This is a genomic window from Glaciimonas sp. OK215 (genome assembly GCF_057787885.1).
In genome coordinates this window covers 2,332,001-2,355,644 of record NZ_CM173544.1, presented here as the reverse complement: position 1 = coordinate 2,355,644, position 23,644 = coordinate 2,332,001, and the positions used below count along the sequence as shown (strand labels likewise).

Below are 23,644 nucleotides of genomic sequence, written 5' to 3'. Positions count from 1 at the left end.
GAATCTAACGTGAACCTCTCCCAACCTCCGCTATCAGCCACCAGCGTACTCACTACCTGCCCATACTGCGGCGTAGGTTGCGGGGTACGCGCCACCGTGCAGACAGACGGAAAAATCGGGATTGCCGGCGACACCGCACACCCCGCCAACGCCGGACGGTTGTGCGTCAAAGGTTCTGCGCTGGACGAAACGGTCGCGCTCGATGGCCGCCTGCTGTACCCGCAGGTACGGGATCCCGCGACCAATACCATGCAGCGCAGCGGCTGGGACCAGGCCCTGGATAAAGTCGCGCTGGGTTTCAGCGATATCATCGCTCGCCATGGCCCGGATGCCGTGGCATTTTATGTGTCCGGCCAGCTACTGACCGAGGATTACTACATTGCCAACAAGCTGATGAAAGGCTACATCGGCAGCGCCAACATCGATACCAACTCGCGTCTTTGCATGTCGTCCGCCGTCGCCGGGCACAAGCGCGCGTTCGGCGCAGATCTGGTGCCGGTTTGCTACGACGACCTGGAACTCGCAGACCTGGTGGTACTGGTCGGTTCGAATACCGCATGGTGCCACCCGATCCTGTTCCAGCGCATCGCCAGGATCAAGGAAACCCGGCCCGACATGAAGCTGGTCGTGATCGATCCGCGCCGTACCGCTACCGGCGAGCTGGCCGATCTGCATTTGCCGGTCAAGGCGGGGACCGATGTCTGGCTGTTTAACGGCCTGCTGCACTTTTTGTCGCGCAACGGCGGCGTCGATGCCAGCTTTGTCGACGCACATACGAATGGCGTTGGCGATGCGCTTGCAGCGGCTGACGCCAGCAGTGCCGATCCGCTGACGGTGGCAAAAATCTGCAAGGTCGATGTGCAGGATTTGCTGGCGTTTTACCAGATGTTCGCAGCGACCGAAAAAGTCATCACCGCCTTTTCGCAAGGCGTCAATCAGTCGTCTGCCGGTACCGACAAGGTCAATAGCATCATCAACTGCCACCTGATCGGCGGCCGCATCGGCCAGCCCGGCATGGGGCCGTTTTCCATCACCGGCCAGCCGAATGCGATGGGCGGCCGCGAAGTCGGCGGTCTGGCCAACATGCTGGCCGCGCATATGGAACTGGATAATGCGGCGCATCGCCAGACCGTGCAAACATTCTGGGACGCGCCGCGGATTGCCGACAAGCCGGGACTCAAGGCGGTCGACCTGTTCCAGGCCATCGAACAAGGCCGGGTCAAGGCGGTGTGGATCATCGCCACCAATCCGATGGTCAGCATGCCGGATGCCGATCAGGTGCAACGCGCGCTGGCCAAATGCGAACTGGTGGTTGCCTCCGACATCATCGAAAAAACCGATACCAACGTTTTCGCCGATGTGCTGCTGCCAGCCCTGGGCTGGGGTGAAAAAGACGGCACGGTCACCAATTCCGAACGGCGCATCTCGCGGCAGCGTGCCTTTCTGACGCCCCCCGGGGAAGCGCGTGCCGACTGGAAAATGTTGTGCGATGTGGCGCAACGCATGGGTTTCCAGGGATTTGACTACAGCGGCGTCCACGAGATTTTTGATGAACACGCGCGATTGAGCGCATTTCGGAATGGCGCGGCGAGCGCCGAGGTCCAGCCGCGCGTCTTCAATCTGGCGGGCCTGACCGGGATGGACAAAACCCAATTCGATGCCTTGCAGCCGATCCAGTGGCCGGTCGTGCGCGACGCCTCCGGTGAACGCAGCGGCACGCAGCGCCTGTTCACCGACCGTCGTTATGCGCATGCCGACGGCCGGGCGCGTTTCATTGCCACGCCCCCACGGGCACCGGTGCATGCGCCGGATGAAGACTATCCGCTGACACTGAATACCGGCCGCGTGCGCGATCAGTGGCACACCATGACGCGCACCGGTAAATCGCCCAAACTGGCCGACCACGTTCCCGAATCCTTTGTCGACATGCATCCGCAAGACGCGCTGCTATATGGTGTACGCGAGGGTAGTCTGGCGCGCGTTTCGTCGCAATGGGGAGCGATGGTGGCAAGAGTGCAGCATGGCGGCGGGATCGCGCGCGGCAGTATTTTTGTGCCGATTCATTGGAACAATCAATCGGCATCGGACGCGCGCATCGGCGCAGTAGTCAACCCGGTCGTCGACCCTGTTTCCGGCGAACCGGAGTTCAAGCATACGCCGGTACGGGTAGAGGAATTCCCTGTGGCCTGGCATGGCTTCGTCCTGAGTCGCCATGAACTGGCGCTCGATGGCGTCACCCATTGGACCCGGATTCAAGGGCGTGCCTTTGCGCGCTATGAACTCGCGGGCCGGAATCTGATCGACGATCATGGCAAATGGGTCCGCCAGCTATTGGCATGCAACGATCCGGATGCCGACTGGATTGAATATGAGGACACGACTGCCGGCGTCTACCGTGCCGCACACCTGGTCGACGATCGCATCGATACCTGCATATTCCTCTCGCCTCGGCCAGACCTTCCCTCGCGCGCCTGGCTGGCCGGTTTATTTGCAAAAGACCAGCTGGAAGATGCCGACCGGGTCGGCCTGCTGATCGGGCAGCCTATCGAAAAAGGCGTCGATGCCGGACCGACTGTCTGTTCGTGTTTCGGTGTCGGGCGCAATACGATCTGCGACGCGATCCGGCAACAGGGGATGACAACCGTGGCGCAGGTGACGACTTGCCTCAAAGCGGGCGGCAACTGCGGATCGTGCGTACCTGAATTAAAGAAACTGCTGGTGGCGACCCTTGCCGAGGAAACGGCAAGCTAGTCGACAGGGCACCTTTACTTTCCCTGCGACCAGAACATCGCGGCCACCGCAATGGCCATGACTGCCGTACAGACCCAGCCCAACAGCTTCAGCCTGGCACTGATGACGAAGCGCCCCATGATATCCGGGCGCGCCGCCATCAGCATCATCACCGCCATGATCGGTACGGAAATGACGCCGTTGATGACCGCACTCCAGTAAAGCGCCTTGATTGGATCGATGGGCGTAAAACAGAGCCCGACGCCGATCACCGTCGATATGGCGATAATCCCGTAGAAGCGTTTTGCCACAATCAGCTTTAATTCCAGTCCATTGCGCCAATGAAATGCACCGGCCATCGCAAACGCGGCAGAGCCGGCCAATACCGGAACGGCGAGCAAACCGGTACCGATGATGCCGGCACTGAACAGCCAGAAAGCAAATTCGCCGGCAATCGGACGCAGCGCCGACGCTGCCTGCGCCGATGTTTGAATCTCGGTGATGCCGTGCAGGTTCAGGGTAAGCGCTGTCGTCAAAATAATAAAAAATGCCACCAGATTGGAAAATGCCATGCCGATAAACGTATCGAGCTTGATGCGGCGAAAGTTGGCGTTTGCCTGCTCGGGCGCATACTTCAGCGCCCTTGCCTGCGGATCGGCGTGCAGGTCCTCGACCTCTTGCGAGGCCTGCCAGAAGAACAGATAAGGACTGATCGTGGTGCCAAAGACCGCGACCACGGTGGTGATGTATGCCGGCTTCCATGACAAATGCGGCAACAAGGTATTCGTCAGCACCTGCGTCCACGGTATGCGCACGACGAATACCGTGGCAACGTACGCGAGCAACGTGAGGGTAAGCCACTTCAGGATACGCACGTAACGGTTATACGGCATAAATATTTGCAGCAACAGCGACACCACGCCGAAGCCGACGGCATACCAGTGGGTGGGGCCGCCGCCTACCATCAATTTCAAGGCTTCCGCCATGGCCGCGACATCGGCTGCGATATTGATCGTATTGGCAACTAACAGAAGTCCGACGATGGCATACAGCAGCCATGCGGGATAGTGCCGGCGAATATTCGTGGCCAGGCCATGACCGCTGACCCGGCCGATTTTGGCGCTGACCACCTGGATGCCGACCATCAGGGGATAAGTCAGCAACACCGTCCACAGCATGCCGAAGCCAAACTGTGCCCCGGCCTGCGAATAAGTCGCGATCCCGCTCGGATCATCATCGGCGGCGCCGGTAATCAGGCCCGGGCCGAGTTTCTTTAACCATGACTCCGGGCTTGCGTCTTCAGCCTTTGCCGCTTCCGCCACATATGACATATTGTTCCTGATGAAGTCTGCAACCTAGTTGCTTGCCGGGTTTTCTGCGCGACAAAGCAGCGCTAGGGTGATGATACTGCAGGGATCAATGCATGATGATGCGCTGCATCAAGCGCCATCATCATAGCTGCGTTCGATACCGAGGAGATAAATGTTTTGCGCTGTAAGCCCATCCGTGGCCCGGTGCGCGCGGCGACTACAACAAGCTAGCCCTGCGCAACGCTTCCAGCTCGGCGTAGGGGCCGCTGGCCCATTGCGCCACCGCCGCAACAATCTCGGCATCGGCCGCGCGCCGTTTGCCGTCCCGGTCGGATGCGAACACTTGCAGCGGCTGCTTGGCGTGATGGCGGCTGCCGGCCAGCGCGATTGGCAAATCCGCCTGTTCCAGCCCGAACAAACCGGCCAGGCGGCCGGTCACGGCATCCGGCAGTTCGTCATAGTTCAGCGCCAGTCCGCCATGCCGGCGGCAATGCTCGGCACCCGCCGCCAGGATGCGGCCGGTCGTGCGGGCGGCGAATTCAGCGCGTGACATGGCCTGTTCCGGCGCGAATGCCAGCGGCGACGCGCCGATCAGGCCCGGCACCATGTGGCTGCCCGGCTGGCGCAGGTGCGAGACCACGATTTCCAGCGGATCGCGATACAAAAAAATCCACGGCGTGCCCGGAAAACAGCGGCGCAGCAGCGGCAGCTCGAAAATGTTCCAGGCATCCAGCTTCACCACCAGCGCCCGTTCGCTGCCGCGGCGGCGTTGACCGTAGGCCGACAGCAAGGCGCGCAACAAGTCCGGCTGGACGGCGGCCATCTGCGGCACAGTGTAATGCGCGCGCAGCAAGGCATCCAGCGGCGGCGGCTCGGACAGCACGGTGTGGCTGGGCAGGCGCGACAGCATCCGGGCGATCAGCGTTGAGCCGCAGCGCGAGGCGTGGAAAACAAATGCCGTCGGGGCAATGCCGGGGCGGCGCTGCTGCCAGTCGAGCAAAGCCCCCAGTGCCGTATCTCGCCGGAAAGCGAGATTGAACGGCCGCTTGAGCGCCTCCTCGACGCTATCGCGGAAAAACGGCTCGGTCAGCGCCTGCGCACCGAAGCGCGCCCAGTCGATGCGCCAGTTGCCGCCATCGTCCCAGGCGCGAATCGGCAGCCAGTCGTGGAAATCCAGCGGCATGTGCGCAGCGCCCGTCATGCTCAAGCCAGCCATTGTTGCCGCCAGCGCTTGCGGTTTTGCCGCATCGCCGCCTGCACGTCGTCGCCGCTGAAAACGTGGCCGTATTCCAGCCCGAGCGCCGCCACGGTGTCGACAAAATCGGCACTGTCCTCAAGCGCGAACAAGACATCGGCGAGGCCGGCATCAAACGCGACCCGATCCTGGAAAGCGGCAAAGGCGCGGCTGCCCCGGCTACAGCCCAGCGCCGGCGTGCCCGGCACACCGGCCTGGATCGCCTGCAGCAGCCAGGGGCCGGGCCGGCAATCGAGCACCAGATGGATGCGCTCATGGCCGCTGGGATTGTCGACCCGATGCGGACGGGAAAGATCGAGAAACCAGCACTCGCCCGGCAGCATCGGCACCTGGCGGCCGTCGAGCAAGAACTCGACCTCCGCGTGACTGCGCAACGGCAGATGCAGACGCAGATCGCTATCCGGGCCGGCCAGATCGTGGTCGGCATGTTCGCGAATCCGCGCACCCGGCCCCAGGCGCAGCAAGCGTGCGCTACGGATGGGGGCATCGATCAGCGCCAGCAGCGCCTGCCAGGCCGGGTCACACCGAAACGCGGGCGTCGCCGTTGGCGCGCCACAGCCGGGCGCCAGCGCAGTCGGCGCATCGGCCGGCGCGATCAGCGCCACGCCGCTCCAATCGCCGCTGAAGTAAGCGGTATTGAAATGCGGCTGCCAGGCATCTGGCGGCAAGCGCGCCAACGCCGCCAGCAGCGGTGCGACATCGACGGCGAGCGGCAGGCGGGAACACAGCGGCAAGGGGTTGGGCATGGTTGGATGCGATCAAACGGGTTGCAGGGATTCTAGCCCGAAAATTCGGTTGGCATGGCGTCAATATGGTAAAGCGCGCCGAACATGGAAGCCGAACCCGTGGTCAAGTCCCCAGCGTCTGCCGATAAGCCAGCGCTTCCGCCACCAGCCAGTCGCGGAATGCCTGCAGCAGCGCTTTTTCCGACTTTTGTTCGGGAAAAATCAGGAAATAGGCCTTTTCGTCCTCGAACGAATGATCGCAGGCCACCACCAGCTTGCCGGAGCGCAACTCTTCTTCAATCAGCATGGGCGGGATCAGGGCCACGCCCATGTCCTGCATTGCCGCCTGGGCCAGCATGGTGAAGAGTTCGAGGCGGGTTCCGGTCATGTCGTGCGGGAACTTTCTTTGGAGCGAATGAAACCAGTCGCGCCAGGCGTAGGGTCTGGTGCTCTGCTGCAGCAGCGGTAGTCCGGCAATCTGGTCCGGCGTGAGTTGCGCGGCGCCGTTCATCAGCGCCGGGCTACAGACCGGGACGGGGTATTCGCGCATGAGAAAGTGCGCCTCGGTGCCGGGCCAGCCGGCATTGCCGTAGTACAGCGCCGCATCGAATTCGGTCTGGTCAAACAGGAAGGGGCGCGTCTGGGTCGTCAGATTCACGGTCACGCCGGCGTGATCCGCGTGGAAACGCCCCAGGCGGGGCATCAGCCAGCGCGTGGCGAAGGTCGGCACCACCGCCAGCTCGATAGTCACGCCCATGCCCTGCTGCGCCATGATCGACAGGGTGTCGCGCTCAACGGCGTCAAGCCGGGTGGCAATCTGCCGGCTATAGGAGCGCCCTGCCTCGGTCAGGACCACGCCGCGTTTGGTGCGGCGGAACATCGGAACGCCGAGGAACTCTTCCAGGCTGGCGATTTGGCGGCAGACGGCGCTCTGGGTCAGCGACAATTCACTTGCCGCTTTGGTAAAACTTTCGTGCCGGGCTGCCGACTCAAAGGCGACGAGTGTCGTTGTATTGGGGATTTTTCTGCGCATCCGGCGGTTCTCGTAAAAGACGTGGCAACCTGAAAAATAGCACGCTTCCCGGATTGCTTGCAGACTTTAACAAGTGCGTCTTACGCACATGGTGGTGCATTATTGTCGGTTGTCGCTCTTGCCCGCCCGAATTAGTATGGCGCTGCATACAGGGCGTTATTGTTTGATGCGTTCGCAGCAAGCGTCTTGTACCAACCGACATATTCCGAAAAAACACAGGAGAAAGCTGTCATGAGTACCAATAAAGTTCGCTTCCATCACGAAGACCCTTTACTGCTGGACGCGCAACTGAGCGCGGAAGAGCGCATGGTGCGCGACACCGCCCGCGCTTATGCGCAAGAAAAATTGCTGCCGCGGGTCCAGGATGCCTTCCGCCATGAAAAAACCGACCGCGCCATTTTCAACGAAATGGGTGAACTGGGCCTGCTGGGCGCGACCATTCCGGAAGAGTATGGCGGCGTCGGCCTGGGCTACGTCGCCTATGGCCTGATCGCGCGGGAAATTGAGCGCGCCGACTCTGGCTACCGGTCGATGATGAGTGTCCAGTCATCGCTGGTGATGGTGCCGATCAACGAATTCGGTTCCGAGGAACAGAAGCGCAAGTATCTGCCGAAGCTCGCCAGCGGCGAGTGGGTTGGCTGCTTCGGCCTGACCGAGCCGAACCACGGTTCCGACCCCGGCTCCATGATCACCCGGGCGCGCGAGGCGGACGGTGGCTTCCTGCTCTCGGGTAGCAAGACCTGGATCACCAATTCCCCCATTGCTGATATATTCGTCGTCTGGGCCAAGACGGAGGACGACGTGATCCGCGGTTTCATTCTTGAAAAGGGCTGGAAGGGCCTCAGCGCCCCGGCCATCCACGGCAAGGTCGGCCTGCGTGCCTCGGTCACCGGTGAGATCATCATGGACCAGGTGTTCGTGCCGAAAGAAAACATGCTGCCCGGCGTCAGCGGACTCAAGGGACCATTCACCTGCCTGAACTCGGCCCGCTTCGGGATCGCCTGGGGTGCCTTGGGCGCGGCCGAATCCTGCTACGAAACAGCGCGCCAATACGTCCTCGACCGCCGGCAGTTCGGCCGCCCGTTAGCCGCGAACCAGCTGATTCAGAAAAAACTGGCCGACATGGTCACTGAAATCAGTCTCGGCCTGCAGGGCTGCCTTCGACTTGGCCGCATGAAGGACGACGGTACTGCCGCAGTGGATCTCACCTCGCTCATGAAACGCAACTCCTGCGGCAAGGCGCTGGAGATCGCCCGTGTCGCCCGCGACATGCTCGGCGGCAACGGCATTTCCGACGAGTTTCCTGTCATCCGCCACATGGTGAATCTTGAGGTTGTGAATACTTACGAAGGGACTCACGACATCCATGCCCTGATCCTGGGCCGCGCGATTACCGGCATCCCAGCTTTCGCAAACTAAAAAGGCAGGACAAATAATATGGCCGGTGCTCTATCTCACATTCGCGTACTCGACCTATCCCGCATTCTGGCCGGCCCCTGGGCCAGCCAGATCCTGGCGGATCTGGGGGCGGAAGTCATCAAGGTCGAGCGTCCTGACGCCGGGGACGATACCCGTGGCTGGGGGCCGCCCTTCGTCAAGGATCAGGCCGGGCACGATACATCGCTGGCAGCCTATTACCTGAGCGCCAACCGGAATAAGCAGTCGGTCAGCATCGACATGGCGACGACCGAGGGTCAGCGGCTGCTGCGCGAGCTGGCGGCGAAATCGGACGTCGTGATCGAGAACTTCAAGGTCGGCGGACTACAGCAGTACGGCCTCGATTACGCCTCTCTGAAGGCCATCAATCCGGGCCTGATCTACTGCTCCATCACCGGCTTTGGCCAGACCGGCCCGTATGCGCCGCGGGCAGGATACGACTTCCTGATTCAGGGCCTGGGCGGCCTGATGAGCCTCACCGGCCGCCCCGACAGCGAGGAAGGTGGCGGCCCGATAAAGGTGGGCGTAGCCGTCGTCGACATCCTCACCGGGCTGTATGCCAGTACCGGCATTCTCGCCGCGCTGGCGCATCGGCAGACCTCGGGCCTCGGCCAGTACATTGACCTGGCACTGCTGGACGTACAGGTCGCTTGTCTGGCGAACCAGGCCGCGGGCTATCTGGCCAGCGGCAAGGTGCCGACCCGTCTCGGCAACGCCCATCCGAGCATCGTTCCCTACGAGGCGTTTCCGACGGCGGATGGCTACATGATTCTGGCGGTCGGGAATGACGGCCAGTTCGGCCGTTTTTGCCAGGAAGCCGGTCATCCCGAACTGGCAACCGATCCGCGCTTCGTCAGCAACACGGTCCGGGTCGAGAATCGCGCGCTGCTGATCCCGCTACTGCGCAGAATCACCGTCGAGCGCAGCACCGCTGCATGGATAGTCGCGCTGGAAGCGCTGGCAGTGCCCTGCGGGCCGATCAATACCCTGGCCGACGTGTTCGCCGATCCCCAAGTGCAGGCGCGCGGCATGCAGGTCACGCTGGAGCACCCCGAATTGGGCAACTTACCGCTGGTCGCCAGTCCGATCCGCCTCTCGGCCACGCCGGTCGAATACCGGCTGGCGCCACCGACCCTGGGCGAACATACCGCCAGCGTGCTGAACCGCGTGCTCGGCTTGTCCGACCTGGCAATCCGGGAATTGCGGGAAAAAGGGATTATCTAAGTCACCGTATCGAAGAGCATCCGCCAGCCCTGCAAAAGCACGACTGTTTCAACATGGGGCCTCGGAACATCCCGAGGCCCCTTCCCGTCCCTGCCCTTCCCCCTGCCGTCTCGACGCCGGCAGCGACGCCGATTAAACCGCCATTAGCCATCTTCCGATATTAATCGCCGCAAAATAGTATCGGAGTTTGACTTCCAAGTATTAGAGGGTATCGAAAGCGGCTGCTAATATCTTCTTAGTACCAAAAAAAACCAAACGGAGACAATCAGCATGAAACTCATCGCTACAAGCGCGTTGTGCCTTGGCATGTTCGCCGCAACCAATGTACTGGCGGCCACCGACCTGGTCATTGCCACCGTGAATAACGGGCACATGATCGAGATGCAGAAACTTGGCAAATTCTTCGAAAAAGACAATCCCGATATCAAGCTGAAATGGGTCAACCTGGAAGAGGCGGTATTGCGTCAGCGCGTGACCACCGATATCGCGACCGGGAGCGGCCAGTTCGACGTAATGACGATCGGCATGTATGAAACACCGATCTGGGGCAAGAAAGACTGGCTGGTTGAGATCAAGCCGGATGCCGCTTACGACGTTGACGACCTGCTGCCGTCCATCCGTGCCGGTTTATCGGTCAACGGCAAACTGTATGCGGCGCCGTTTTATGGAGAAAGCTCGATGATCATGTACCGTTCCGACCTGGTGAAGAAGGCCGGGATGACGATCGAAGACCGTCCGACCTGGACCCATATCCGCGAAGTTGCCGCGAAAATCAATGACCCCGCCAATGGCGTGTATGGCATTTGCTTGCGCGGCAAGCCGGGCTGGGGCGATAACATGGCCTTTATCACCACCATGGCCAACTCGTTCGGCGCGCAATGGTTCGATATGAAATGGAAGCCGCAACTGACCAGTCAACCCTGGAAGAACGCCGTCAATATGTACGTCGATCTGCTGAAAAATTACGGCCCTCCCGGCTCTTCTTCCAACAGCTTTAACGAAATCCTGGCCTTGTTCAACCAGGGCAAGTGCGGCATCTGGATTGATGCCACCATCGCTGCCTCGTTCGTCACCGACCCGAAACAGAGCAAAGTCGCCGATAAAGTCGCTTTTGCCCAATCCCCGGTGGCGACCACCGAGCGCGGCGCCAACTGGCTGTGGGCATGGTCTCTGGCGATCCCGAAAAGCTCGAAGCACGTAGACGCGGCACAGAAATTCATCCGCTGGGCCACCTCGAAGGAATATGTCGCTCTGGTGGCAAAGGAAACCAGCTGGAAAAACGTCCCGACCGGCACCCGCAAATCCACCTATGCCAATCCGGAGTTCCAGAAGGTAGCGACATTTGCAGCGGCCGAACATAAGGCGATTTTCTCTGCCGATCCGAATCACAGCACGCTGCCGCAGTCACCCTATGTCGGTGTGCAGTACGCCGCGATTCCCGAATTCCAGTCCATCGGCGCGGCCACCGGGCAACAGCTAAGTGCGGCATTGCTGGGCAAGCAAACGGTGGAAAAAGCGCTGGAAGTGTCGCAGCAGGCAGCCGAACGCGACATGCGCAAGGGCGGTTACTACAAATAATCCCAACCAGGGATTATTCCGACTGACCACCGGAAGCAGGCCGTCTATTCCCCGCCTGCTTCCGGCTTCTTTACGAGATACACCATGAAACGACTCACATCCCGGCTGCTGCTCACGCCTGCGGTGGCGACATTGTTCGTCTGGATGATCGTCCCGCTGGCGATGACCATCTATTTTTCGCTGCTGCGTTACAACCTGCTGGAGCCGGGCGCGCATGCGTTCGCCGGGCTCGACAATTACCGTTACTTCTTTACCGACGATGCCTTTGCCCCTGCGGTCAAGAATACGCTGGTGCTGCTGTCTTCCGTGATGGGCATCACGGTAGTGGTCGGCATTGCGCTGGCCCTGCTGGTCAACGAACCGTTCCCCGGGCGCTCTGTGGTGCGCGTGCTGTTGATTTCGCCGTTCTTCGTCATGCCTGCGGTGAATGCGCTGACGTGGAAGAACATGATGATGAACCCGATCTACGGGATATTCGCGCAAATCAGTCACTTCCTTGGTTTTACACCGATCGACTGGCTGTCGGAATACCCGCTGTTTTCCATCATCCTGATCGTTTCCTGGCAATGGCTGCCGTTCGCCTTTCTGATTCTCATGACGGCCTTGCAATCGATGGACCGCGAGCAGCTTGAGGCGGCCCGCATGGATGGCGCGAATTACCTGCAGCAGCTGCGGTATCTGTATATCCCGCATCTCGGACGGTCGATTGCCGTGGTGATCATGATCGAGATGATTTTCCTGCTGTCGGTGTTTGCCGAAATATTCACGACGACCGGGGGCGGTCCGGGTTTCGAGACCACCAATGTCGCCTTCCTGATCTTCCGCCAGGCCTTGTCCAGTTTTGACGTCGGCGTCGCTTCGGCCGGTGGTTTGTTTGCGGTATTGCTGGCGAATATCGCAGCGATTTTCTTCATCCGCCTGATCGGCAAGAACTTAGAGAAATAGGAGCCGGACATGAACGCAATCACGGACAATACAACGCCGCTTGCAGTACCCACCGTCACCAGCACCACCGCATTCAAGCTGGCCCTGCTGTGCCGCTCAGGGTTGGCCTGGCTGCTGGCTTTACTGCTGTTTTTCCCGATCTTCTGGCTGGGTCTGACCGCCTTCAAGACCGAACTGCAAGCCATCGCGGTACCGGCGCACCTGTTCTTCACGCCGACGCTGGAAAATTTTGTCGAAGTCCAGGCGCGCAGCAATTACCTGCTGTATGCGATGAATTCCATCATCACCAGCGTGGGGTCCACCATCATCGGCCTGCTGATCGCCGCACCTGCCGCGTATTCGATGGCGTTCTCGCCGACCAAGCGTTCCAAGGACATTCTGGTCTGGATGCTGTCGACCAAGATGCTGCCGGCCGTAGGCGTGCTGGTGCCGATGTATGTGCTGTACCAGAAATTCGGCCTGCTCGATACCCGCTGGGGACTGACCGTCATTTTCACGCTGTCGAACCTGCCGATCATGGTCTGGATGCTGTACTCCTATTTCAAGGAAATCCCGCGTGAAATTCTGGAGGCGGCACGGATGGATGGCGCCACCATCCTCAAGGAGTTCCGCTACGTCATCCTGCCGCTGGGTCTGGGCGGCATGGCATCGACCGCCTTGTTGTGCCTGGTGCTGTCCTGGAATGAGTCATTCTGGTCGCTCAATCTCGGCGCTGCGAATGCCGGCACGCTGGCCTCGCTGATCGCCTCTTATTCCAGTCCGGAAGGATTGTTCTGGTCCAAGCTCTCCGCCGCTTCGCTGATGGCGATTGCGCCGATCATCGTGTTCGGCTGGTTCTGCCAGAAACAACTGGTGCAAGGGCTGACCTTCGGCGCAGTCAAATAAGCGGTTCTATTTAAAAAATTCAGAGGACACACCATCATGGCTTTCCTGACATTAAACAAGATCGAGAAATATTTCGAAACGCACCGCGCCATCAAAGGCATCAACCTGGAGATCAAGAAGGGGGAATTCATCGTCTTCGTCGGCCCTTCCGGTTGCGGCAAATCGACCTTGCTGCGCCTGATCGCCGGTCTCGAACCGGTGAATGGCGGCAGCCTCACGCTGGACGGCAAGGACATCACCCATTTACCGTCCTCCAAACGCGACCTGGCGATGGTATTCCAGTCGTATGCCTTGTATCCGCACATGACCGTGTTCGAAAACATGTCGTTTGCCTTGAAACTGGCCGGCGTCGATAAAGAAGTGATCCGCACCAAGGTCAACAAGGCCGCCGCCATCCTGAACCTGACCGACTACCTGGAGCGCACGCCGAAGGCCCTGTCCGGCGGCCAGCGTCAGCGGGTGGCGATCGGCCGCGCCATCGTGCGCGCGCCGAAGGTATTCCTGTTCGACGAACCCCTGTCGAATCTCGATGCGGCCTTGCGTGGCCAAACCCGGATCGAAATCGCCCGCCTGCACCGGGAATTGGGCGCCACCACGATTTACGTCACGCATGACCAGGTCGAGGCGATGACGCTGGCCGATCGCGTCGTGGTGCTGCGCGACGGCAATATCGAACAGGTCGGTACGCCGCTGGAATTGTATGACCGGCCTGCCAACCAGTTCGTGGCGCAATTCATCGGCACCCCGAGCATGAACATCTTGCCGCTGTCCGATCTGCCGCGCGCGCCGCGTGCCGGCCTGACCTTGCCGGAGGGCGGTTTCATCGGTATCCGCCCCGAATACGTTGAACTCGGCAGCGCAGCGGCCGACGGCTATCCGGCCACCGTGGACGTGGTGGAAGCGCTCGGTGCCGAAACGCTGATCTATTCGACGCTGGAAAGCGGCGTGCAGATCGTCGCCAGACGCAATGAACGCACCGCCCTGAATCCGGGCGACCGCGTCAGTCTTCTTTTGAACCAACAGCACATGCATATTTTCGACCGGGCGGGCAAAGTCTATGCAGCCGCGCACTAACCTGAGCCTTATGTCACACACCACTCCAATCTCGACCAAGCGGATACTGCATCTTGGCGTCGGCGCTTTCCATCGCGCGCATCAAGCGTGGTACCTGAATCGCCTGATCGACAGCGGCGATACAAGATGGACGCTGGCCGCCGGGAATATCCGGCCCGACATGGCCCAGTTGTTGCACGATCTGAGCGCCCAGGACGGGCAATACACGCTGGAAACCGTCACGCCCGCGGGTGTCTTCAGCTATGAACGGATCCGTTCGATCGCCGATATCCTGCCATGGTCGCCCGATTTGGAAGCGGTGGTGGCATTCGGGCGGCGGCCGGATACCAGGATCATTTCGTTCACGGTGACCGAAGCGGGCTATTACCTGAATCAGCATCAGCAGCTGGATTTGTCGTATGCGGATTTGCGTGCGGATCTGGAGCAAGGCAGCCACCTGACGATTTACGGCGCGATGTGCGGCATCCTGCGCGCCCGCCGTGACGACGATGCGGGCCCGGTGACCTTGCTGTGCTGCGACAATATCCGCAGCAATGGCGAGCATTTCAGAATCGGCCTGCTCGACTTTCTGGTGCGGCGCGGCGAAATCGGCTTGCTCGCCTGGGTCCAAGCCAACACCACCTGCCCGAACGGAATGGTCGACCGGATCACGCCAAGGCCGCCGGCCGAGGCGAAAGAGCGGGTGCAAGCGGCCACAGGGTTCACCGATGCATGTGCTGTGATGGCCGAGGATTTCAGCCAATGGGTGATTGAAGATCATTTCTGCAATGGCCGGCCGCCGTGGGAGAAGGTCGGCGTGGAGATGGTGCCTTCCGTCTTGCCATATGAAGAGGCCAAGATCCGCATCCTGAACGCCAGCCATAGTTGCATCGCCTGGGCCGGGGCGATGCGCGGCTTCAACACTATTCACGAGGCATTGGCCGACCCGGCAATTCGGGAGATGGCAAGGGCATACGTCACCGAGGATGTGATTCCCTGCCTGTCGCCCAGCCCGGTCGATCTGGCGCGCTATCGCGATACTGTGCTGGACCGTTTCAGCAATCCGCATATCAAAGACACGATCGAACGTGTGGCCGCCGACGGCTTTGCCAAAATACCGGGCTTTATTGCGCCCACCATTGCCGAGCGGCTGGCGCAGCAACAACCGTTCGCGCGCACGGCCGTGCTGCCGGCGCTGTTCCTGACTTTTCTGCAGCAGCGCGCAGCCGGGAACATCCCGTTCGCCTACAAGGATCAGGCCATGGATGTAACGGCGGTTCAAGACATCCTCGGCGCACCCGATGTAGTCCATGCTTTTTGCGGCAGCCCCATTCTTTGGGGCGCGCTGGCAGGTAATCAGACGCTTGAGGCGGGGATCCGCCAGGCGTATCTAACAATCCAACAATGGTTAAAAGGTAATTCACAATGACAAGCCTCACTCGTCTTCAGGACAAACACGCGATACTGACCGGCGCCGGCGGCGGTATCGGATTAGCGGTTGTAGCGGCTTATCTGAATGAAGGGGCGCGCTGTACGGTGGCGGATTTGTCTGCCGAGCCATCGATGGAATTGGCGGCGCTGATGGAGCGCTATCCGGCTGCACTGATGTATGTCGCCACCGACGTGACAGACGCCGCTTCCGTGGCACGGCTGATCGAACGCGCCAGCCAGGCATTCGGTCCGGTGGATGTTTTGTTCAACAATGCCGCCGTGTTCGATATGGCGCCGTTGCTGGAATCGGATGAGGCGATGTATCAGCGCCTGTTCGATGTGAATGTCAAAGGGATGTTCTTCACGATGCAACAGGTGCTCGCGCAGATGGTCAGCCAAGGCACGCGCGGCACGGTGATCAACATGGCATCGCAGGCCGGACGCCGGGGTGAAGCGCTGGTGTCGCATTATTGCGCGACCAAGGCCGCCGTGATCAGTTATACCCAATCGGCAGCGCTGGCGATGGCGCCGTCCGGCATCCGTGTCAACGCGATTGCGCCCGGCGTGGTCGACACGCCGATGTGGGGCCATGTCGATGCCTTGTTTGCGCGCTATGAGGGACTCAAGCCGGGGGAAAAGAAAATAGCGGTAGGCCATGCGGTGCCGCTCGGCCGCATGGGGCATCCGGACGAGATCGCCGGCGCCGCCATTTTCCTTGCCAGTGCCGAGTCCGCCTACATCACGGCCCAGACATTGAATGTGGATGGTGGTAATGTCATGAGTTGAACTGTAGGAGCGAACATTGGCTACGAAACTCCCATCCCGCCCCCCTGAGCTTGAACTCCACGAATTCAGTGAATTCCTGCGTTTTCTGGAGCATGGGGTGCCGGACCCGTTGATCCGCTGGCATTACCATGATGCTTACGAATTGCATTTCATTATCAAAAGTAGCGGCAAGCTGTTTGTCGGCGACTATATCGGGGAATTCTCACCAGGCAACCTGGTATTGACGGGACCGCGTCTGCCGCATAACTGGGTTTCCACGGACGTCCCCAAAGAGGGGATTCCAATGCGCGACATGGCGATCCAGTTTGGCCATGCACCGCTGGAATTCGCCGCTAAATATATCCCGGAATTGCGTGAGCTCATGCCGCTGCTGGAACGGGCAAAGTATGGCATTGAATTCTTCAACATGAGCGAACAGGTCGAGCAGGATTTTTACCGGATACGCAATGCCAGGGACGTGAGCCGATTTGCGGAATTCCTGAAGTTGCTTGGCATGTTGGCGAAAAGCACTACGTATCGTCTTTTGTCCAGCGCGCAAATGCAATCGTTTGACGACGATGCATCCCTGGCGAAAATCAATACGGTGTTCAACTACATTACCGAAAACTACCGCACGCCGATTTCAGCCGAAATATTGGCGGCCCGACTGGGCATGTCGCAGGCCAAGTTCTCACGTTTTTTTCGTAAGGCAACCGGTAATAGTTTCACCGATTTCGTGAATCAGCTTCGCATCAATAAAGCCTGTCAATTGTTAATGAATACAGACCAATATGTGACCAATATCTGCTATGACGTCGGGTTCAACAATGTTGCGAATTTCAATCGCCGCTTTCTGGAGATGAAAGGCGTCACACCGAAAGAGTTCAGGTCGCAGTCGGAAGGCAGATTTGGCAGCGCATGACGCGCACAAAGGATGCGCATTGAACAGCGTTTCAGTTGCGATTGCGCAATCCCTCGATCAGCGCCGGCAATTGCGCCATGCTCTCGAAAGTCGCATGCGCACCCGCGGCTTTTAGCTGCGTCCCCTGCTCCGCATGAACATGCCCGCCTCCGGTAAAGCCGAGCACATACATGCCGGCGGACGCGGCAGCGGTCACTCCGGTGACGCTGTCTTCCAGCGCAATGCAGGCCCCCGGCGCTACGCCAAAGCCGGCGGCGGCGGCCAAATACACAGCCGGATGCGGTTTGGGGCGGCCGACGCTATCGGCGGTATAGATCCGCGCGCCAAAGAATGCTGACAGACCAGTCCGTCTTAATGCGGCGCGAACGCGTTTACTACTGCTATTGCTGGCCACGGCCTTGGGCAGGCGAATCTCGGCCAATGCTTGCGCCACCCCTGAAACAAGCGTCAGGCGTCGGTCGCATTCCGCTTCGACCGTGTCGCGGATGGCGGCTATTTCCGCTTCGGCCAAAGGGGGAATGCCAAGCGCGCTGAACAGCTCGGATAGCAATAATTCCAGCGGCAAACCAAGCTGTGGCCGAAGCAGCTCGGCAAGCTGATGATTTTCGGCCACCCGGGGCTGCAGTTCAGACAGCAACACCTCCAGCGCAATGGCTTCGCTATCGATCAATACGCCGTCACAGTCGCTAACCAAATGGGTAAGAGTGTCGTTAAGCACACGGGCCTCGCATTCTGATGTCTCCTGATTTGGTTCCGGGTCAATGCCGGAGCACGTTGTCGTCGTTGATGCGACTCAGTTTACATGCGCATGCCCATAACGCACCACCTCAATAAAGCACAAAGATCGATACTATTTTGAAAGCTTTCATTTGCCCTGGCGGCACAGCCGCAATGGTTGTTTCGCAACTATATATCGCGCATTGTGCGCCAACGCACGGAGCGAATTCGACCAAAGCGGGACAATCGCATTGGCAGCTCAGCTTGCTGCATCCGGTTACGGCGATGATATTATTGCCAGACGGCAACCATCTTGGTTGCACATCCGGCAAATCTTTCATGACCGCCGGTCTCGCATAAGGCCGCCTCTAAAAACCGTAGCCTCAGCTGTCGCTGACCTTGTCCAAGGTCGGGGCGAGAAGCACAGCCGTACGGAGGGTGTAGCAGGGAATTTGGACTGTATGCAGTCCGCCTGTGGAACGGTTTGCGCTTGCAAGCGCAAACGCGCCCAGCAAGGGCGGTGAGCATCGCAGCCCCGAGATTGGGTCGCGCAGTAGGTTTTGAGAGATGGCCATAAGAAAAACGCACACGCCCGGACGTAGTCCGATTTTGTTTGAGCTGCATTGGGACGTCGCACGACGTCATACAGAAAAAACATGCGATGGCGACCATCAATAGAGTCAATTCCGCAATCCGCTTCATTGGCGGACTTCTAGGCCATCGCCGAATCTTTTCCCCGGTTCTGATACCGTCGATCACGTGCTTGGTCCTGGGATTGCTTCTGTGGGGCGCGACGCTTTTGAAGGTGGGTGAGGAGAAACGCCGGCTGGAAAAAGAGGCGCTGGCGGACGCGACGTTTTTGTCTACGGCATACGCGCTGCACCTGGCCAACGCCCTCACGCAAATCGACCAGATAACGGTGCTCGTCAAGCATCAATGGGAACATTCAAACAGGGCGCTCAGGCTGGAAAATTCATTTCAATTCAACCTTTTGTCCGCTCCGGCCCGTCTTGACGTCAACCTCATAGACCGCAACGGCGAATCGATATCGCGGTCGTCCCACAATGCACGCACGATGCAGAGCTTCGCAAAGCGCGACTATTTTATTTTTCACAGGGCCAATGCAGAAAACATTCTTTTGGTAGGACAACCGGTTATCAGTCGCCGCACCGGAAAGGCGGTCATTCACTTTTCCCGGCGCCTGGAGACCGGTGATGGGGCGTTTGATGGGGTGGTGGTGGTAACGGCGCAGCCCAGCGTGTTTTCTTCGTTCTACGGGGGGCCGGACCTCGGCAAGACGGGATTTTTGGGGATGATAGGCAAAGAAGACCATTTATTGCGCATGTCGAGCACAGGTGGCGGCACAGATGAGTCAGTCTCCCCCGCTTTAAGCGCGATTCCGGCGTTCGCTTCAGGAGCTGGTGTCCGTTTGATGGCGGGAACGCCGTGGTTCGCGGACCGCCAGGCACGCTATGTCGGTTGGCACACATTGGCGTCTTACCCCTTTGTCGCGCTGGTCGGGCTGTCCGAACAGGACTTGCTTGCTCCGTATCGACAGATCTCGGACACCTACAAGACATACGCTATTGTTGGCAGCATTTTTTTAGCTATTGTTGCGCTGATCGGCACGTTTTTGTCTTCTCGCCTGGCGTGGAGGAAGCGCTACATCGAAAAAATCCGGGAACAGTATGGGATAGTCACCGAGGCAGGCAATGAGGGGTTTTACATGTGGCGCACGCTACGCGACAAGAGTGGCCATGTGATTGACTTCGACATAGAGGATAGCAACGAGCATGGCGCAGCTTTCCATGGGCTCAACAAGGCGCAGCTATTGGGTACAAAGCTCTCTACGCTGTATGCCGACAAACCGCTTTTCGACAAGCTGATGACAACCTTTCGGCACGCCATCGCGCTGGGGTTTTACGAAGACGAATATCGCGTGCCGCCGGAAAGCCCGCTACAAATGACTTGGTTGCACAGGAAAATGGTGCGCTCTCCTCATGGACTGGCATTGACGCTGCGGGACATCACCGAAACGAAGTCGCACGAGCACGATTTATTGCGGTTGGCGAACGAAGACGAATTGACCGGCCTGCGGAACCGGAACTGGGTCGTGAATTTTCTCCCGCCTGCGCTGGAGCGTGCAAAAACCGCAGGCAATATGCTGTGCATTCTTTTTATCGACCTCGACCATTTCAAGAATATAAACGACACGTTGGGGCATTCGGCGGGAGACCAGTTCTTGCAGGCTGCGAGCGTGCGTTTGCGCTCGGTTCTCAGACCCGGCGACAATGTCGTTCGGCTGGGCGGGGACGAATTTACTATCATTCTTGAAGACGTCGCAAGGAAAACAAAAGCCATCGCGGTGGCCTCGCGCATTGTCGAGGCATTCAGTCAACCGTTTGAACTTTCGAGTGGAAAACACCTGGTGGGAGCCTCCATCGGCATCAGCCTGTTCCCCGGCGACGGAGAGGATGCAGAGACACTGATGAAGAATGCCGATATCGCAATGTATTCCGCCAAAGACGGTGGCAGAGGGCATTATCGCTTCTTTGACGCCCAGCTCTACAGGGACCGGAAGCATCAGCTCGAGATGGAACACGAGCTTCGGCGTGCGGTGGACGAAGACCAGTTCGTCCTTTTCTACCAGCCACGCGTTTGGACGGCGACTGGCCGGCTTTGCGGGATGGAAGCGCTGGTGCGGTGGATGCATCCCGAGCGGGGACTCGTGCCGCCGGGAGAGTTTATCCCGCTGGCGGAAAGTACGGGATTAATCCTTAAGTTGGGCGAACTGGTGATGGAGAAGGCTTGCGCACAATTGGCGAACTGGAAGAAACGCGACCTGCCATTGGTCCCCGTGTCCATTAACGTGTCCGCGCGACAGTTCAACCGAGGAGGTGTTCAACAGACGATTGCTGCATGCCTTTCCCGTCATGAAATCAGCTCGGAACTTGTTGAAATCGAGATAACCGAATCCATGATGATGGGAGAAAATACGGAGATTATTGCCGAACTGAGTGCACTAAGAGCGCTGCGAATCAAGCTGCTTGTCGATGACTTCGGTACCGGTTATTCGTCGCTCTCCCAGCTTCAGCGACTCGATATGGATGTACTCAAGGTAGACCAGACCTTTACGGCCGAACTAGGAAAATCGGACAAAAGTGAAGTCTTCTTCAAGGCAATTGTGTCCATGGCCCATGCGCTCGGCATGACTGTCATCGCCGAAGGCGTGGAAACCATACAACAAGTACGGGTGCTGCAATCGCTTTCATGCGATGAAATTCAAGGTTACTTCATTTCCCGTCCGCTTCCCGCCGCTGAATTGCCGCCTTTGATGCTTAAGCGATTTCTTTTCCCGTCCGATCTGGAGGTCGAGATGTGATGCCTGCCGGCTCCGCGCCACCGATTTGTATCGTCAAATATCACACCTCTGCGTGCGCTAGCGCACAGAATCTATCGATTCATGAGCCTATATTCCATAGTGAACGACAAAGTGCACAAAACGAATATGGAACTTCCTAAAACCAGAGGAGAAACAATCATGAAAAAATATATCAGCATTGGCGCCGGATTGATCGCAAGCACCGCGTTCATGATGGCAGCAACCCCTGCGATGGCGCACGTAGATGTGGGTGTCAATATTGGTCTGCCAGGCGTATATATTGCGCCGGCACCAGTCTATGTTGAACCACGTCCGGTATATATCCGGGAGGAACGCGAACAAGACTGGCGCGACCGTCATGGAAGAGCGCATCAATGGCAGCAGCGGCAGTGGCAAGAACGCCATGACCGTGAAGATAACCATGGCGAACACCGTGGCCATGGCGATTAAATCCTCGTTCCGTCCATCAATGTCTGCTCACTGAGCATGTCAGTGAGCATATCTGCCGATTACGCTCATGCTCTCGCATGAGTTTACAATCCATAGATGCGTAATTGTCTTACGACAGGTAGCGATTCCTGGCGCGCCAGTTTAATAACGGTAACGTGACGCGCGACATCAAATCCCGGATCGCCTGGTCCTTCCTAAATGCCGCCTGCAACGCAAAGCCGAGTTTTTCTAAAGTGGATCGACTTCCCCTGGCGGAAAACATACCGGCGTCAGAATCATATGTAACCGGCTCTGCTCTTGGGGACAGTTGCTCAGCAACAATGACCTGAGCAAGAATCGTCCAGTCATCCCCGCTACCCGTCCATCCGTCCCGCGATTGCTCTGCAAAAACATGGCATTTGAACGCCATATGGTCATCGAACATCACAAGCGCCCTACACTCGCCATCAATAAGAACGAAGGGTAAAAATGTCGTGCTATCTGTTGTTAAACCTGCTACCTGCCTTGCATCAATCTTCATTGATATTTCGTAGTCCTGGCGCACGCTGGTTTCCGCGTTGAATTCCATGATTTGCTTCTTTCCTGAAAAGAGTACGACCAATGCAGTAGCGCGTTTTGCCCGGTCTCTAACCCTGAGCTAATCAAGTATCTACACGATACGAGGTGCGGTCGGTTCGCTATCCCACATACAGAAAAATAACAATCAAAGCGGCGGCCCGCCCATTCACGGGTGCTCGCACTCGGCATGCACCGCTTCGCGCCGTACCAAATAGACGCCACTGGCGATAATGATGGCGGCGCCTAGCAAAGTATAGTGATCGGGCAACGTGCGCCACAACAGCCAGTCCAACCCTACGCCCCAGGCCAGCGCCGAATATTCAAGCGGCGCCACGCTGGACGCCCGGCCGAGACGGAACGCTTCGGTAATCGCCAACTGCCCCAGAAAGCCGGAGATCGCCAAGCCCGCCAGCAACCACCGGTCCTGCGCGCGGATCGCCACCCAGTCCGGTGCTGCCAGGACGCTGGCGCCGGCCGCAATGATCAACATCATCCAAAACACCATGCTCTCGCTGCTGTCGGTGCGGCTCAGCACACGGCCTGTGATGGCGGAGACGGCGTAACAGGCGGCCGCGCCCAGCACGGCCAGCCCACCCAAAGAGAAAAATTCGCTGCCGTCCGGGCGCAGCACCACCAGCACGCCGCCCAAGCCGACCGCCACCGCGCACCAGCGCGCCGCATCCACTTTTTCCTTGAGAACGAAGACCGACAAGGCGGTAATCAGGGTCGGCGCGATGAAAAAAATCGAATACGCTTCAGCCAGCGACAACAAATTGAGCGCATAGGCGAACAGCGTGAGCATCGCTATGCCCAGCAAACCGCGCAGGCATTGCAGCGGCCAGTGCACCTTCAGTACTTTGCCAAACCCGCCGCGCCAGCCCAGGTACAGGCACACCAGCGGCAAGGATGTCAGCGCGCGCAGCGCCGTCACCTGCATCGCCGGATAATTGGCCGCCAGCAGCTTCATCGCCGTGTCCATCAGCGAAAACATGGCGACGGCGCTCAGCATGGCGTAGACGCTGCGCAAATGGTGCGATTGAGGTATCAGAAAAGCTCCTGTTATTTTTTTGGCGCTCCCGGCGGCGCGCGGATCAGGCAGTCGCGGTGCAGGCGTCCGACAGCGGCTCTGTCGTCGTGCATCCGGCATCGGTAGATGGGCTCGCGACTCGGGGAAAGGTCATGCATGCCATCATACCTGAGGAAGAAAGTACGCTTACTTTTGGTGCAATTCTTATCAGAACCGG

The 23,644-nt window shown here is 59.0% G+C and carries 19 protein-coding genes; 12 read left to right on the top strand and 7 right to left on the bottom strand.

The genetic code is table 11. The features are described 5' to 3' along the window. The first annotated feature begins 9 nt into the window (after window positions 1-9). Window positions 10-2,751 (top strand): molybdopterin-dependent oxidoreductase, encoded by a 2,742-nt coding sequence (locus tag AC3CHX_RS10560; protein WP_488643970.1) that lies wholly within the window; start codon window positions 10-12, stop codon window positions 2,749-2,751. Window positions 2,752-2,765: 14 nt separating this feature from the next. Here the strand turns inward: AC3CHX_RS10560 and AC3CHX_RS10555 are convergent, their stop codons facing one another. The 4 genes from AC3CHX_RS10555 to AC3CHX_RS10540 all read right to left on the bottom strand — a co-directional run bounded on the left by AC3CHX_RS10555 (window position 2,766) and on the right by AC3CHX_RS10540 (window position 7,053). Further along, window positions 2,766-4,061 carry an NRAMP family divalent metal transporter gene (locus AC3CHX_RS10555; RefSeq protein ID WP_488643969.1) on the bottom strand — a complete coding sequence of 432 codons (1,296 nt, stop codon included), beginning with the start codon at window positions 4,059-4,061 and terminating at the stop codon, window positions 2,766-2,768. A 196-nt stretch (window positions 4,062-4,257) separates the two neighbouring features. Then, a complete protein-coding gene (locus AC3CHX_RS10550; RefSeq protein ID WP_488643968.1) occupies window positions 4,258-5,256 on the bottom strand; it encodes a hypothetical protein in 999 nt (332 codons plus the stop codon). After that, complete coding sequence (locus AC3CHX_RS10545) at window positions 5,244-6,041, bottom strand: aspartyl/asparaginyl beta-hydroxylase domain-containing protein (RefSeq protein WP_488643967.1); 798 nt, start codon at window positions 6,039-6,041, stop codon at window positions 5,244-5,246. The genes AC3CHX_RS10550 and AC3CHX_RS10545 overlap by 13 nt, the downstream gene beginning before the upstream one ends. A gap of 103 nt (window positions 6,042-6,144) precedes the next feature. Next, window positions 6,145-7,053, bottom strand: a complete 909-nt coding sequence (locus AC3CHX_RS10540) for a LysR family transcriptional regulator (protein ID WP_488643966.1) — start codon at window positions 7,051-7,053, stop codon at window positions 6,145-6,147. A gap of 231 nt (window positions 7,054-7,284) precedes the next feature. Here AC3CHX_RS10540 and AC3CHX_RS10535 point away from each other — a divergent pair, with 231 nt between their 5' ends. The 9 genes from AC3CHX_RS10535 to AC3CHX_RS10495 all read left to right on the top strand — a co-directional run bounded on the left by AC3CHX_RS10535 (window position 7,285) and on the right by AC3CHX_RS10495 (window position 17,293). Beyond that, window positions 7,285-8,472, top strand: a complete 1,188-nt coding sequence (locus AC3CHX_RS10535; protein WP_488643965.1) for an acyl-CoA dehydrogenase — start codon at window positions 7,285-7,287, stop codon at window positions 8,470-8,472. Window positions 8,473-8,490: 18 nt separating this feature from the next. Continuing rightward, entirely contained in the window at window positions 8,491-9,714 is a 1,224-nt protein-coding gene (locus tag AC3CHX_RS10530; protein WP_488643964.1) for a CaiB/BaiF CoA transferase family protein, read from the top strand. A 270-nt stretch (window positions 9,715-9,984) separates the two neighbouring features. Continuing rightward, a complete protein-coding gene (locus AC3CHX_RS10525; RefSeq protein WP_488643963.1) occupies window positions 9,985-11,292 on the top strand; it encodes an ABC transporter substrate-binding protein in 1,308 nt (435 codons plus the stop codon). A gap of 84 nt (window positions 11,293-11,376) precedes the next feature. Continuing rightward, entirely contained in the window at window positions 11,377-12,237 is an 861-nt protein-coding gene (locus AC3CHX_RS10520; protein ID WP_488643962.1) for a carbohydrate ABC transporter permease, read from the top strand. Window positions 12,238-12,246: 9 nt separating this feature from the next. Continuing rightward, a complete protein-coding gene (locus AC3CHX_RS10515; protein ID WP_488643961.1) occupies window positions 12,247-13,122 on the top strand; it encodes a carbohydrate ABC transporter permease in 876 nt (291 codons plus the stop codon). A 36-nt stretch (window positions 13,123-13,158) separates the two neighbouring features. Further along, entirely contained in the window at window positions 13,159-14,196 is a 1,038-nt protein-coding gene (locus tag AC3CHX_RS10510; protein WP_488643960.1) for an ABC transporter ATP-binding protein, read from the top strand. 10 nt (window positions 14,197-14,206) lie between these two features. Beyond that, the gene (dalD, locus tag AC3CHX_RS10505) at window positions 14,207-15,604 is read left to right on the top strand and encodes a D-arabinitol 4-dehydrogenase (protein WP_488643959.1); all 1,398 of its coding nucleotides are present in this window, start codon (window positions 14,207-14,209) and stop codon (window positions 15,602-15,604) included. Further along, on the top strand, window positions 15,601-16,392 hold the full coding sequence (locus AC3CHX_RS10500) for an L-iditol 2-dehydrogenase (protein ID WP_488643958.1): 792 nt from the start codon (window positions 15,601-15,603) through the stop codon (window positions 16,390-16,392). Before dalD ends, AC3CHX_RS10500 begins: the two co-directional genes overlap by 4 nt. 16 nt (window positions 16,393-16,408) lie before the next feature. Continuing rightward, window positions 16,409-17,293, top strand: a complete 885-nt coding sequence (locus AC3CHX_RS10495; RefSeq protein ID WP_488643957.1) for an AraC family transcriptional regulator — start codon at window positions 16,409-16,411, stop codon at window positions 17,291-17,293. Between the two features lie 31 nt (window positions 17,294-17,324). Here the strand turns inward: AC3CHX_RS10495 and AC3CHX_RS10490 are convergent, their stop codons facing one another. Beyond that, window positions 17,325-18,011, bottom strand: a complete 687-nt coding sequence (locus tag AC3CHX_RS10490) for an HAD family hydrolase (protein ID WP_488643956.1) — start codon at window positions 18,009-18,011, stop codon at window positions 17,325-17,327. A gap of 660 nt (window positions 18,012-18,671) precedes the next feature. Here AC3CHX_RS10490 and AC3CHX_RS10485 point away from each other — a divergent pair. Together AC3CHX_RS10485 and AC3CHX_RS10480 are read left to right on the top strand one after the other, a co-directional pair. After that, complete coding sequence (locus tag AC3CHX_RS10485; RefSeq protein WP_488643955.1) at window positions 18,672-21,392, top strand: bifunctional diguanylate cyclase/phosphodiesterase; 2,721 nt, start codon at window positions 18,672-18,674, stop codon at window positions 21,390-21,392. Window positions 21,393-21,551: 159 nt separating this feature from the next. Continuing rightward, the gene (locus tag AC3CHX_RS10480; protein WP_488643954.1) at window positions 21,552-21,842 is read left to right on the top strand and encodes a PXPV repeat protein; all 291 of its coding nucleotides are present in this window, start codon (window positions 21,552-21,554) and stop codon (window positions 21,840-21,842) included. A gap of 109 nt (window positions 21,843-21,951) precedes the next feature. Here the strand turns inward: AC3CHX_RS10480 and AC3CHX_RS10475 are convergent, their stop codons facing one another. After that, window positions 21,952-22,410, bottom strand: a complete 459-nt coding sequence (locus AC3CHX_RS10475) for an Imm51 family immunity protein (protein WP_488643953.1) — start codon at window positions 22,408-22,410, stop codon at window positions 21,952-21,954. Window positions 22,411-22,566: 156 nt separating this feature from the next. After that, on the bottom strand, window positions 22,567-23,409 hold the full coding sequence (locus AC3CHX_RS10470; protein WP_488643952.1) for a DMT family transporter: 843 nt from the start codon (window positions 23,407-23,409) through the stop codon (window positions 22,567-22,569). Between the last annotated feature and the right edge of the window lie 235 nt (window positions 23,410-23,644).